Genomic DNA, 14,227 nt, shown 5'->3' with positions numbered 1-14,227 from the left:
AGGCCAATATCCCCCTTACTTTTGCAAGTGATCCAGCTTTATCACAATAAACTATATCTTATCTTTTAATCCGATGCTTCTTTCTGAGTTTGCCTTACCCTGACTTTGGTGGATCTAGTTAGCTAAATGGGAGATACAAGGCAAATACTTAGAAGGTAGAAGGCTGATATACCATATAATGTGAGTAAAATACCGCACATGCGGTATTTCGAGGTTTGTTAAAACTCCGTTAATTTGCATCGAAATTACTATATATAATATGAGATGGCTAAAATGAAATTATCTCCTCAACAATCCTTTTCCTCTCTGCAAGAGAGCACTAATCTCAGCATATTCTTATGCTCAACCCTTTCTGACTTCGGACACGTCACTTCTTTCCGAATGCGAATGTGTTGTTGTTAATAGCAACATAAAATAAAGAAATCATCAGTTAGACTGTTAGGTTTTACATGGTTGGCAACTAGCCAATCCGGTTTATGGGATACAGATATCCGTATATAAAAAACGATCACTTCCTTGCCCGACGATAAACGGCTTTGGAAGTGCTCTCGATAAACATTCATCTATTCATGGCAAAAAGAACTAATTTCTTTAAAGGGAGTAACACTTCTTCCTTTTCTATTATAAAATGCACCGGCATTTTATGGGTTTTATTGGTATTCCCACTGGTTATCCATGCTCAGGGAACTCTGAAAGGATATGTCCTTGATGATAAAACGAAAGAGCCGTTAACCGGAGCTGTTGTTGTTGAACAGGCGACGACAAACGGAATCAGCACAGATGCTGACGGTCGATTTAACATAAAAGTGACCGGTCGATTTCCCCTTAAACTCTCTGTTCGCTTAATAGGTTATAAAGATCAGGAGGTTACAGTAAAGAGTGCAGCAGATCCCGTTAACATATATCTCGCTGAAGATATTAACGCTTTAAACGAGGTAGTCGTTGTTGGTTACGGAACCCAACGCAGAAAAGAACTTACCGGTGCAGTAGCATCCATCTCTAAAGCAGCTTTGGAACAGCCGGCTACTTCGGTGAACGAACTTTTAGGAGGAGGTATAGCCGGACTGAATGTTTCTCAAAGTTCAGGTCAGCCTGGAGCCGGTTCGGCTATCCGTATTCGGGGAGGAAACTCGATTTACGCGAGCAATGAGCCGTTGTATGTGATAGACGGCTTCATCTTCTTTAGCGAGAAAAACGCGACTCAGGCGGGCGTGGGGAATATTGATGGAAGCTTGATCCCTTGGCTTCGATTAATCCTTCGGACATTGAATCGATAGAGGTGTTGAAAGATGTATCCGCAAAGGCTATTTATGGTTCTCGTGGAGCGAACGGTGTGATTCTGGTGACTACCAAAAAAGGTAAACGCGGAGGAACTACTATTCGTTATCAATATACTCTAGGTGTGGATAAGTCGGCCAAGAAGCTTGACTTGCTGACTGCCAAGCAGTGGCTTTCGATTCAGAAAGAATATTTCAACGATAAGCCCAGTCTGTATTATAGCCAAGATGAATTGGCTCAGTTCGATAAAGGGACCGATTGGCAAAACGCCGTGTTGCAGACAGGAGTTTCTCAGACACATGAGCTATCGATTAGCGGAGGCGATGATAAAACCCGCTACCTGATTTCCGGCAACTATACCGACCAAAAAGGTATTATCCTTAATTCAGGTTTCGAACGGTTTAGCGGACGTTTAAACTTAGATAGAGAAATTTATGCGAATCTTAAAGTTGGAGTTACAGCGACAGTAAACAGGAGTACACAAGATGCGCTCACTACTTTTGAAGGAGCCAATTATAACGATTCACCTTATTCGCATGGGATTGCGAACTCGCTGACTTATGCTTTATACATGCCTCCCGTATTGTCTATCCACAATGCCGATGGAAGCTATAACTATAAAAATCCATTCGAATATAGTTACCTGAGTTATTATGGGCAGGCTGCAAATCCTGTTTCAGATTTAAAGAATAGCATCGGACAAACCATAAGCACTTCGCTATTGGGTAATTTCTTTGTCGAATACGATATTATTAAAGGCCTAAAAGCAAAGGTCAATGCAGGAGCGAATACCGACTATATTACACAAAACTATTTTGCTCCACCTTATACAGCTTTAGGTCTTAATCAGGATATTCGCGGAATGGGAGCTATTGGTAATAGGCGTACCGACGTTACGCAGACCGAATTGTTACTTTCATACACCAAACAGCTCAATTCGATACATTTTATAGACTTATTAGCCGGATATACGCATCAGAAAACGAAAACAAACTTTTCTGTAAGCAAAGCCAATCATCTGGAGTCTTTCGATAATCTGGCTACGGGAAATGAGCTTCCTTCTATCTCGCGTAAACAAGAAGCATCGTTCAACTCCTTTCTTGGCAGAGCAAACTATACGCTGCTGGAACGATATAATCTGACAGCGACATTCCGGGCCGATAAATCTTCACGTTTTTCTAAAGGCCACGAATGGGCTTATTTCCCTTCGGTGGGACTATCATGGAATATAAACGAAGAAGAATTCGCAAAACCTCTTTCCCCGACATTAAGCACATTGAAACTTCGGTTGACTTATGGAAAAGCGGGTAATCAGGAGATAGACTTCGATGAATATGAACAATATTTCAATACCGGAAGATACAACGGAGCTCCGGCTTACGACATGAAGAATCTGGGCAACTCTAATCTTAAATGGGAGACTACCACGGAATATAATGCCGGAATAGACGCAGGATTTCTGGATGACAGATTGACTTTTACAACCGATGTTTATTATAAGGAGACCCGCGACTTATTGCTTCGGATACCCGCTCCTTTAGGTTCGGGAACAAGTGAGAAGCAAATTGCGAACTTGGGAAATGTAACAAACAAAGGCGTTGAGTTTACATTAAACGCCAAGCTTATAGAACAAAAGGACCTATCGTGGACTGCTTCAGCCAATATTGCGCGCAATATTAATCGCATCACGAGTCTGGGTGAATACAACGGTTTGACTGAGGGGAACGATCAAGAACAAATCTTGCGCGAGGGAGAATCAGTCGGATCCTTTTATGGCTACCGTTTCTTAGGCGTAGTACAAACTGATGAGGATATATCAAACCTTCCTAAGATTGGTGGACGCACACCTCAGCCCGGAGATGCTAAGTTTGCTGATGTAAGTGGTTCTGATGGGACTCCGGATGGCAGAGTAACTCCTGAATCCGACCGAGTGGTTTTAGGTAATATCCAACCCGATTTTACCTATGGTTTTTCCTCTTCAGCCACTTACGGCAACTTCGACTTCTATATTCTGCTGCAGGGTTCACAAGGCAATCAGGTTTACAATCTGCTTAGACGTTATCTGGAACGTCCGAACGACTCCTACAATATGTCAGCAGCTTTGTTGAACAGTTGGACAGAGACAAATCCATCCAACGCGATTCCTCATCTCAATAGCACGCGGACAACAGAACTGGATAGCCGGTATATAGAAGATGCTTCATTCCTGAAATTAAGGAATGTGACTCTAGGCTATACAATTCCGGTAAAGATAAATTCTAAAGTGTCTAAAATCCGCCTTTTTGCTTCTGCCCGGAACCTCTTTACGATCACTAAATACAAAGGGTATGATCCCGAAGTTGCCAGTGGCATAGATCTGGGGATTTATCCCTCCGCCAAGAGTTTTATGGCCGGAGCAAGTATTACCTTTTAAAAAACAACCGGAGACTTTAATGAGTCTGAATACATAATTAGTATAAATCTAAATTTATTAGTGAAATGAAAAAGAACGTGTTTTTTCCAACAGTGCTGTTAGCACTCTTTTCCACTGCATTGTTTTCTTGCAGTGATGATAGCAATGATGATCCTAGTAATGGAGAAGAAAATACTTCTTCAGTGAAAACCAGAGCAGAAGCTGAAGCGCTTGCTAATGCGGTATATGGCCCCTTGCAAACATTATCTTCATCTTACACATTCCTCGTCGAATCGGCCACGGAGACTACTATTTCGTTTGAAGAAGTAGACGATTCCAAAGACGGCCCGCAGGTAAGCGTCTTTGAGACAACACCGAGTAACTGGTACCCTATTAAGGTGTTCAATCGTTTGTATAAGAGTATTGGTGCGGCCAATCTTGCCATCGAGGAAATTGGTACAGCAACTAGCAACTCGAATCTGACAGATGCCGATAAAGCTCTGCTGGTGGCACGTGCCAAGTTTGTCCGTGGATATAGCTATTTTCAGTTAGTCCAGCTTTTCGGAGAAGTGCCTTTGGTATTGACATCTAAAAGCACCGAAAGAACACGTGCGTCTATTGATGTAGTGTACGACCAGGTCGTTAATGATTTAACAGAGGCTCTGCCTAATCTGCCGGCATTTGATAGTAATAAATCAAACCCAACACAGAATGCTGTTAATACAATCTTGGCGAAAGTTTACCTGACTTGGGGGCAAAAGCCTATTACTTCTGCTGAAATCTCAGCTATTGCCGGTACCACAGATCCTACCAAGCCGGCTCCTGATACGGAAAAGCTGCAAAAGGCTGTGGATTATGCGAATAAGGTGATTAATAGCGGCAAATATCAGTTGTTAGATAGCTACAACAGTATCTGGGGCGTGGCTAATGAAAATAATGCTGAAGTTATCTTTTCTATCCACCATGATGGAGACGGTATCGATGCACAAGGGAATCACCAGACGCATTGCGGATTCACATGGCCTAAGAGTGCCAGAACTGATCCGCATATCAGCTATGCCGATATTACGCTCGAAAACCGTATTCCAAGTGAGTATGATACACGCAAACAATTCTCGTATGCAACACGTGTAGAGTATACCGATGGTGTAGTAGATACATTAACTTGGCCGGTAAGTATTGTTCGTCCAGGTAAATGGATACATAGAACAACTGACGGAACCTACAAAGCGCTGGATGCACAGCCGAATAGCATTGACCATATCGATTTCCGTTATGCAGAAGTACTGCTTATAAAAGCTGAAGCACTGTTTTTCTCGAACAAAGCATCTGAAGCTCTAACGGTTGTCAATGAAGTTAGAAAAAGAGCATTTGGCGGTCATTACGAGCATGGAGGTAAATTGTCGACACTTACAAAGGAGGATCTGTACAATGAGTGGGATTATGAATTTGCCTTTGAACAAAAGCATTGGCTGAATCTAGTACGCTGGAGAACCTTACTTACCCAAGTAAAGACTACTGTGCCTAATTACGAGTATTACAAACCGGAATACAAGTCGGCTGCAACTATCAAAGCTGCGTTCCCTGAGATAGCGAATAAAATAAATGCTGCCTTCTATGCCCGTGTTCATACTCATCTGCACGCTAAAGTAGATAACTTAAATGGAAAATTCTACCGGTTCCCCATACCACTAAGTGAAGATTATACCAACTTGGGTATAACTCCCCAGAATCCGGGTTACTAAAAGCATTGCTAAAAACCAACCTGTGCTATCGTCCACCGATAGCACAGGTTTAATTTATCTATAAATGAAAACTATAATTATAAAGATTATATCGAACACAACTTTCAGGCTACTCTTATCGGTCATCATCGGGGTATTAATCGGCATATTCGCTAATGAGACCGTGATAAGTGTTATACTGCCTATAAAGCACGTACTGGGACAGATCATCTTCTTCCTGATACCTTACTTATTTTCGGGTTTATCACCTCGTCAATTACGAAACTGAAAAGAAATGCGTCCAAACTATTAAGTATCTCTTTGATATTAGCCTATGCTTCGTGTATCGGAAGCGCGACTTTAGCCGCTATTGTAGGCTATAAGTTGATCCCTCATTTCGACATTGTACCGGCAACCGAGTCGTTGAAAGATATTCCGGAGATGATATTCCGTTTAGATATACCTCCTCTGATGCCAGTTCTTTCGGCATTAGTTCTTTCATTCATGCTGGGGTTATCTATTATTTGGACAAAATCGGATAAGATAGAGGGCGCATTGTATGAGTTCCAAAATATAGTCTTTGTAATGGTTAAGAGATTTCTTCTGCCTATCTTACCTCTCTTTATCGCGACTAACTTTAGTGTACTGGCCTATGAAGGGGCCTTGGCTTCAAGGTTGCCCGTTTTCTTTGCGATTCTGATTGTCACTGTTCTTTGCCATATTACATGGATGACCATACTCTATAGCTCGGCAGGAATCTATTCTCGGAAGAACCCCTGGAGTGTGTTAAAGTATTATGGGCCGGTAGTCTTGACTGCATTGGGAACTCAATCTTCAGCGGCAAGCCTGGGGGTAGCCATCGAACAAACCAAAAAGAGTCCTGCATTAAGATCTGATATTAGAGACTTTGCCATCCCGTTGTTTGGGAACATCCATTTTGTAGGGTCGATTCTGGATGTGGTTTTTTTGTCGCTTGCGGTATCACAACTGTTGTACGGCACGATGCCCGGATTGGAGAAGATGCTTATTTTCATTCCCTTGCTAGGCATTTTTGCGATTGCCGCACCCGGGCTACCGGGGGGAACCCTAATTACATCTCTCGGATTGATTCATGCCGTTTTGGGTATCGATGAAGCAGGAACAGCCTTGATGATTAGCATTTTTGCCCTTTTAGATAGCTTCGGGACTACTCACAACATAACAAGTGATGGCGCATTAACGCTTATTCTCAGTTCGTATGTCGATAAGCATGAACAAGCTCTACCTGCTGAGGATAAACTTGAATAGTTGACAATCCCGAAAGAGGAGTAGCTAAAAACTTCTCTAAAATTGATGCTCGTTTCCACACGGGGCTATCCGACTTCTTGGACAGTCCCTCTTTTTGTCTAAATATAGATATTCAACAAATATCAGATTGCTACATTTTATAACCTACCGGACAACTGTTATTGCCTGTTGAAGAAGGGACGTTGAAATTCCGGCAAGAATCAGCAAGAACTATCAATAAAATACTGTATTACTTTCTTGCTATATGTTTTAGAAATCGGAATATCGGGTACTTTGTCTACGCCAAGTTCCATGTAAATGCCATCTTTGCGGCGTTGGATCACTTTCACCTGATCAAAATTGACCATGTAGGAGCGGTGACAACGTTGCACATTGGTATCGGTCAGACTCTCTTCGATTGTTTTTAGCGAATTGCGAAGCATGAATTTGGTGACAATCCCTTTGTTCAGGTACCAGATAAGCACATAATTGTCAGCCGACTCGATATAGAGCAAGTTCTCACGCTTTACGGACAAGCGAAGCTCATTCTTTTCATCATAAAACGAATACGCATTTTGTTGTGCAGTGGTTTCAGCATGATTCTCTACCCATGAGCGAAGTTGGCGTTCTTTCTCTCGATAAGAGAAATAGAGATGCAGGGCGGCATAGGGCAGGAGCAGTACGAGGCTGGTATTGATAACCGATTCCTTGAACGCTGCCGAATATTCGCGTTTGGGATTGAGTAGAATCGTGTAAATAGTATAGAAGAGTGCCATGAAAAAGATCTCCAGCAGAATCCATACCGCGTAGGCGGAGTAAGATATAGAGCGCTTCTTGCCGTAATAATACATAATAATGCGGCTAATGACAACGACCAATACTCCGGTGAGAATGATGAGGCTGGAGGATAGGAAGAATTTGAATTCAGACACTTTGTACCAACTTTCAGAACTAAATGGTTTGTACAAGTTGATGAAGACTAGTGCAAAGGCAGCAGTCAGCAGTATCAGCCGTATAATATTATCACGCGTATAAATATAGGCCGGTATGTTGTTGAATCGTGTTTCCATGAAATAGTCTTAATTTCCATTGGCAAAAGTAGGAAAATTCCTGTTGATATTTACCCCTAATTAGAGTTTTCTACCCCAAATTAGGGCTTTTTGTCCCTGTTTACCCTACGTGAACCCATTTTTTTGCATAGCATCACAAAGTGTTGTTTGTTTGCATTGTAAAATTGAAAAAAGATGGAAGTATCAACCCGTACCAAGTATTTAAATCAACTGTTTTCTTATGAACGGAAAACGGAGATTGCAGACAGCAAGCTGGAGATTATTCCGTTTCGCTTTACACAAACTATTGGTGCAGGCGAAATAGAGAGTTTCCAGAAGGAATTGTCGGAGACGAATTTTTGTCAGATGGCGGATAATCATATTGTCGAGAATAAACATTTTACGTATATGGTGTTTAATCCTCTGAAAAGAGAGAAGTCTGGTGAGGCAATTATTCTGTTGCATGGATTGAATGAGCGCACATGGGAGAAGTATCTTACCTGGGCGGAGTACCTAGCGATGACTACAGGCAAACCAGTCATTCTCTTCCCGATAGCTTTTCATATGAATCGCAGTCCGCAGTTGTGGAGTGATCCGCGTGCTGCATCGCCTTGGGTATCTCGTCGGAAAGAAGAGGTGGCGGATTTATGTAACTCTACTTTTGCCAATGTGGCCTTGAGTTGCCGAATCTCAGAAAATCCGTTGCGATTTTATGCTTCGGGTAGAGAGTCGGTGTACAATCTCTGGCAATTGGTGCAGGATATTAAGACTGGCGTGCATCCATTGTTTAAGGAGGGTACGAGCATCAATTTGTTTGCTTACTCCATCGGTGCTTTTCTGTCACAAATCCTGTTGCTTGCCAATCCCGACGGGTTGTTTACGGATTCCCGCCTTTTCATGTTTTGTGGAGGATCTATATTCAGCCAAATGGATGGGCGGGCACGTGATATTATGGATCGGGAAGCTTTCGATCGAATGGAGCATTACTTCACGCATAGCTTTATAGAACGGACTTCAGTACCTGCCACGTTTAAGAATGACTTTCTGGAGCAGGCATTTAAAGCCATGATCCGCCCGGATGTGATGAAGGAGTTCAGAGAGAAGTTCTTTCAGAGTGCTTCCGATCGTATACGTGCTATTTCTTTGAAAAAAGATACGGTGATACCCACCACCGGTATATTTTCCGCTTTGGGCAAGGCGTCGGATAAAATCTTGAAAGAGATGGATTTTCTCTATCCGTATTCCCATCAGGTACCTTTCCCTATACGCGGCAAGGTGGACTCCGCGGCAGTTAATCAGGCCTTTACGTCAGTCTTTAGTCAGGCAGCATCGTTCTTGTAAGCTATTGGCAGATACGTCCGACTTCTTTTTATTTGGTATAGATATACATATAGCCCCTTCCTACATATCAACTATTTGCAGTAGGAAGGGGCTATTGTACTTATGAAATATCTTTGGTGAGATTATAAGTCGTAAAATGGTAATCTCGGATATTTAGAATAAAGAAGGGAATTCTGCAACTCTTCTTTTTCTGTGATACGGAACAGGTAATATTTACTGTTCGGCGTGAAAGGAGTTTTGTCAGGCAAGCTAAGGATCGTGTGTCCCTTAACTGTTATTGGTTTGCCGTCCACAGTAATAGTTTCCTCATACTCTTTGCGTTCTACAGATTGCTGGTTGCGAATGAGATCCGTTAAGGCAAAACCTTCTCCCCACAACTCTTTACGACGCTCCAACCAAATCTCTTTGATCAAATCATCTCCTGTTTCTGTAACAGCCTTTGCTATTTTACCTTCCTTCATACGTGCATCACGCAGAGCCTTCAAAGTCTCTTGTGCTATACTTTCTTTACCAGCAAGATGTGCGGCTGCCTCAGCCTTAATCAAATATATTTCCGAAGTACGCATCATCACTAAGTCCGCGAGCATATTGTCTAGGTCTTTGAAGACGAACTTTTTGTTCAACATGGCCCAGTCTCCATAGGCTGTCTGTCCCCATTCGAACAGCTCCTTGCGGTAATCATCATCATCAAATGTATCTTTGAAGTAAGGGTCGGTATTCAGGCTGGTATAGACTTTCGATGAACAGTCTTTGAAGTAAAACAGGTAACAAGGGTCGTTATCATCTAGTGTACATGACAAACTCCATATCCACTCTTTATTTGAATAGTCATTGAAACCACTCTTGTACTCCTTTTCATTCATCAGGTAAGAATTAATCTTCAAAACAGCTGTTGCATAATCATAGGCTTTCTGCCAGTTACGTGCATAGAGGTGAGTACGTGCTAACAGTCCTAATGTCGTCAGATAGTCAATTTTATATTGATCTAAAGCCACTTCTTTATGAGAATAGTCCTCCGGTATTAGCACTAATGCATCTTCCAAATCTTTCAAAGCTTGGGCGAATACTTCAGAAACGCTGGCTGCCGGATTCCCTGTTAAGGCGACTTCTTCGTCTGTCGGTTCCGTATAAATAGGTACACATACAGCATTCGGGTCTTTATCTATGGCAAAAGCGTAGTGCGTAGCTAAAATCATATATGCATAACCGCGAGTAGCCAAGGCTTGGCCTTTAATACGAGCCTTATCTGCATCTGAGCCGCTTACACTATCTATATGCTTCAGTATACCGTTGCAGTTGTTTATCGGATCAAACATTAAGTCCCAAAGTACTCCATTATACTCGCCACGCGAATACCCGTTTGTCAGGTTATAGCTACCTGAGAAACCATAACTTCTTGTTCTAACTGCATCAGAACCGGCAAAGTCGTCATTCAGCATAATAGAACCGATACCGATGGAAGCATAGGTAGAGCCCGAAGTAAAGATATACTGCCATGCACCTCTTAATACATGTTCGGCATTTTTTGTATCTTTATATACATTTTTCTCATCAAGTGAAGTCGTTGGTGTGGTGTCTAAGTCGCATGCTGTTACTGCACATGCTGCGACAACAATGACACATATATTTTTAAAATTTATCTTCATAGTTGTATTCTTTATTATAGTTTCACATTGATACCGAATGAAATAGTCTTCATAGCCGGATAGCGGAAAGAAGCCATACCGTTAATTGGTTGTTCCGGGTCCAAACCTTGCTGCTTGCTGATAGTAAACAAGTTTTCAGCTTGCATAAACACGCTTACATCTTTCAATGTTAACGGATTCAGCCAGTTCTTCGGCAAATTATAATTCAAGGTGACTGTTTTCAGGCGGAGGAAAGAACGGTCGTACAACCAACGTGTAGAAGAAGAAGTGAACTTACTAGTTCCGTCTTGTGTTAGTCGGGGGACATCTGTATCGGTGTTTTCCGGTGTCCAACGATTCAGAAGTTCTTTACTCATACTATCTCCATTGCCACCGTTCACTCTCATCAACATAGTAATATCATTGTTATAGATTTTACCACCGATAGCGTAAGAGAATAGGGTTGATAAAGTCAAGTCTTTCCAAGTCAGGTCTGACTGGAAACCTCCACTTAACTTGGGTAAAGAACTACCGGACTTCACTTTCTTGTCGGAAGTCAAGTTTGCATAGTTATCTGTTACATGTCTCGTACCATCCGCATCATAATAGGCCCATTGTGCATCACCTGTTTCGGGGTTTACACCAGCCCACTCATACAGCCAGAAATCATAAAGTGAACCTCCTTCTACCCATTTTTTACTACCTTGCCACATTGTCTCTGTAGGCAATGAAACAATCTTATTCTTGTACGTAGTAGCATTCACAGATAATCTCCATGTCCAATCACGGGTAAGTACTGGAATTGCATTGACTGTAAATTCCCAACCGTAATTTTTCAATTTTCCAATATTTTCATCTTTAGAACTGAAACCGGTGGAGGGTACCAAATCTAGTTTAAACAGCAAATCTTTAGAGGCACGGGTGAAGTATTCAATGGTACCGCTAATACGGTTGTTTAGAAAGCCAAAGTCTAAACCTACATTGAAGTTCAGGTTCGTTTCCCAAGATAAATCAGGAGTTGCTAAACGAGCCGCATGAAGTGACGATTCTCCCAGAAAACTACCAATGTCGTACAATCCTTGATACGCATAATATCCTACATTGTCATTTCCTTGGGCACCGTAGCTGGCACGAAGACTAAGGTTGGATAACCAACTGTTAGCAGCTTCTTCCATAAAGGCCTCCTGATTGATTTTCCACGAACCGCCGAATGACCAGAATGTGCCCCAACGGTTATCGGGATGGAAGCGTGAAGAACCATCTGTACGTACGGATCCCGATAAAAAATAACGCTGGTCGTAAGAATACTCAGCACTTCCGAAGTAGCTCAGCAATTTGTATTGATCACTTCCACCATTAAATCCTGTGAGGGTTGAAGCAGCATCCGGCTCAAAATAACCATCGCTGATAACACCCGTACGTGATCCTACGAAATTTGAAGTGTTGTATTCATAATACTCCTGTCCCGCCATCAAACGAATGGCGTGCAATTTCTTAAAAGTATGCTCCCAGTTTACTACATTATTAAATGTCATACCGGTGGTGCGGTCATTTCTTTTGCTAACCGAGCCGACTAATGGTTCTTTTCCATAAGTCGGATTGGAGTAGTCGTGTGTAAATTTACTATTGTAGTCAATATTCAAAGACATCTTATAACTTAAGCCTTTGATCGGAGTAACCTGTACGAATCCGCGTATGGAAGCTGCATCTCTTTTGATCTCATTCTTATCATAATACATAGATTGGGCAAAGTTATAACCATTGTAGGAGCTTTTGCGATACTTGCCATAGTCGTAAATCCGATCTCCATCTTTTGTCACATACGCACCTGTATCAGGATCGCGTTCGTAAACGGGATAAAATGAAGGCAATGAACGTGCAGCTAATACAACATTACCGAGTGCTGTATCATCTTGTTTCGGGTAATTCTGTATAGAGTGAGTACCTGATACATTTAATCCTACTTGTAACCAGTCGCGCAGATCGGACGTAATGTTTGTACGTAGAGTGTAACGTTTGAACCCAGAGCAGATATATGCACCTTGATCATCGAGGTAACCCAGAGAGAAATAATACTTCGTATGTTTACTTCCGCCGGAGATGCGGGCACTCAAGTCGGCATAGTGCGCATTTTGAGTTAAGGCATCTTCCAATTGTCATTCCATAGGGGAGTAGCACCTGCTACTAGTTTACCATCCAGCCCTACTGGTTGCCCATACTTAGTTCCATAAGGATTAATGCCGATAGATGAGATTAGTCCGGAAGAGGCTCTTTGTGCTGCGTCTTCTGCTGTTTTTCCGTCATCCATATGTTTATTACGTATGGCTTCCCATTGCAGCATGAAATAATCATTCGTGCTTAGTTGGTTGTAATCATTTACTGCACGACTCGAAAATCCGTACTTGGCGGATAATTCAATAACCGGAGCAGATTCAGAACCTTGCTTGGTGGTAATCATGATAACCCCGTTAGCTGCACGCGAGCCATATAGTGTGGCGGCAGCAGCATCCTTTAATACTGTAATAGAAGCGATGTCTTGCGAAGAAATAGAGGATAAAGCACCATCATAAGGAACTCCATCTACTACATATAATGGAGTCGTTGAAGCATTGGCCGATCCGATTCCGCGTATGTAAATGGCGGCATCTTCACCCGGTTGTCCACTGGTAGAGAATGACTGTAAACCAGCTACGCTACCTTGCAGTGCTTTTGACACACTACTAACCTGTGACGATGCAATCAACTTTCTATCAACAACTCCGGCTGAACCGGTAAATGTTGATTTTTTAGCTGTGCCATAGGGGACGGTGATAATGACTTCATCGACCTCTGTGGAAGTTTCTTTCAATTCTACATTAATTGTTGTACGTCCTCCTACGGGGATTTCTACAGTTTGATAACCGATATACGAAAAGATTAGTGTGCCTTTTCCGCTAACTTTCAAAGAGTAATTACCATCTAGAGAGGTAATTGTACCTTGCCCTTTACTGTCTTTTACGACTATGGTTACACCCGGCATTTCTTCGCCTTGCGTGGTAACCTTCCCTTTCACCGTGACATCTTGCGCATAAGTAGCCATGCACAATAATAAGCCACATAAAGAACCAATAAACTTGTTCATAGTTTTTGAATGGTTTTTAGTTAATACTTTATTTATTAAGAAAAGTGGTCTTTCTATGTTATTTAGGTCTCAGGTTGCGCTAGGTATTCGCTTGTTATAAGAAGTGATAATTATCTTTTCATTATTACAAGGTTTAGGTTTATTAGCAACAAATTTATAATTAAAAATAATATTAACCAATATTTAATCAAAATAATAGATTAAAAATGTGCATTTAATTAAAAATGGAGGATTGGAATGCTTAATCTGTGGTTTTTACCTATTGGAGGTTGACGTTTTGTTTTTAGACTTTTGCTATATTTGTTTTAGTGTTAGATCTAGATGTATATTCTGTTTTAGAAGGTTATTGAAGAGTGTTTAATCTATCTGTATGAAAAATAAAATATTCGTGAGTGGTTAACATCCTTTTATATATAATACTGTCTAAAGAG

The 14,227-nt window shown here is 41.6% G+C and carries 8 protein-coding genes and 1 pseudogene; 5 read left to right on the top strand and 4 right to left on the bottom strand.

All coding sequences use genetic code 11. The annotated features are described in order from the left end of the window. The first annotated feature begins 569 nt into the window (after positions 1-569). The 4 genes and pseudogenes from JCM10512_RS21715 (at position 570) to JCM10512_RS20265 (ending at position 6,681) form a co-directional block, all read left to right on the top strand. A complete protein-coding gene (locus JCM10512_RS21715; RefSeq protein ID WP_052517326.1) occupies positions 570-1,277 on the top strand; it encodes a carboxypeptidase-like regulatory domain-containing protein in 708 nt (235 codons plus the stop codon). Beyond that, positions 1,241-3,691 carry a SusC/RagA family TonB-linked outer membrane protein gene (locus JCM10512_RS20275; RefSeq protein WP_052517325.1) on the top strand — a complete coding sequence of 817 codons (2,451 nt, stop codon included), beginning with the start codon at positions 1,241-1,243 and terminating at the stop codon, positions 3,689-3,691. Before JCM10512_RS21715 ends, JCM10512_RS20275 begins: the two co-directional genes overlap by 37 nt. Positions 3,692-3,873: 182 nt before the next feature. Then, positions 3,874-5,415 carry a RagB/SusD family nutrient uptake outer membrane protein gene (locus JCM10512_RS20270; RefSeq protein WP_158332248.1) on the top strand — a complete coding sequence of 514 codons (1,542 nt, stop codon included), beginning with the start codon at positions 3,874-3,876 and terminating at the stop codon, positions 5,413-5,415. Between the two features lie 76 nt (positions 5,416-5,491). Then, positions 5,492-6,681 (top strand): annotated as a pseudogene (locus JCM10512_RS20265) (cation:dicarboxylate symporter family transporter). Positions 6,682-6,881: 200 nt separating this feature from the next. Here JCM10512_RS20265 and JCM10512_RS20260 read toward each other — a convergent pair. Further along, a complete protein-coding gene (locus tag JCM10512_RS20260) occupies positions 6,882-7,730 on the bottom strand; it encodes a LytR/AlgR family response regulator transcription factor (RefSeq protein WP_044165686.1) in 849 nt (282 codons plus the stop codon). 174 nt (positions 7,731-7,904) lie between these two features. On the opposite strand from JCM10512_RS20260, the gene JCM10512_RS20255 reads away from it, so the two are divergent. Beyond that, the gene (locus JCM10512_RS20255; protein ID WP_044165685.1) at positions 7,905-9,050 is read left to right on the top strand and encodes a DUF6051 family protein; all 1,146 of its coding nucleotides are present in this window, start codon (positions 7,905-7,907) and stop codon (positions 9,048-9,050) included. Between the two features lie 122 nt (positions 9,051-9,172). Here JCM10512_RS20255 and JCM10512_RS20250 read toward each other — a convergent pair whose 3' ends face one another. From JCM10512_RS20250 to JCM10512_RS24410, 3 genes are read right to left on the bottom strand one after another with little or no spacing between them, the layout of a single operon-like run. After that, complete coding sequence (locus JCM10512_RS20250; protein ID WP_044165683.1) at positions 9,173-10,696, bottom strand: RagB/SusD family nutrient uptake outer membrane protein; 1,524 nt, start codon at positions 10,694-10,696, stop codon at positions 9,173-9,175. Between the two features lie 14 nt (positions 10,697-10,710). Next, complete coding sequence (locus JCM10512_RS20245; RefSeq protein ID WP_244437384.1) at positions 10,711-12,828, bottom strand: SusC/RagA family TonB-linked outer membrane protein; 2,118 nt, start codon at positions 12,826-12,828, stop codon at positions 10,711-10,713. After that, on the bottom strand, positions 12,813-13,796 hold the full coding sequence (locus JCM10512_RS24410; RefSeq protein ID WP_244437382.1) for a TonB-dependent receptor plug domain-containing protein: 984 nt from the start codon (positions 13,794-13,796) through the stop codon (positions 12,813-12,815). Before JCM10512_RS24410 ends, JCM10512_RS20245 begins: the two co-directional genes overlap by 16 nt. Between the last annotated feature and the right edge of the window lie 431 nt (positions 13,797-14,227).

This window comes from Bacteroides reticulotermitis JCM 10512, from assembly GCF_000517545.1.
Classification (GTDB): Bacteria; Bacteroidota; Bacteroidia; order Bacteroidales; family Bacteroidaceae; genus Bacteroides; species Bacteroides reticulotermitis.
The sequence above is the reverse complement of the archived record's forward strand: the minus strand, read 5'-3'. Positions and strand labels throughout refer to the sequence as shown.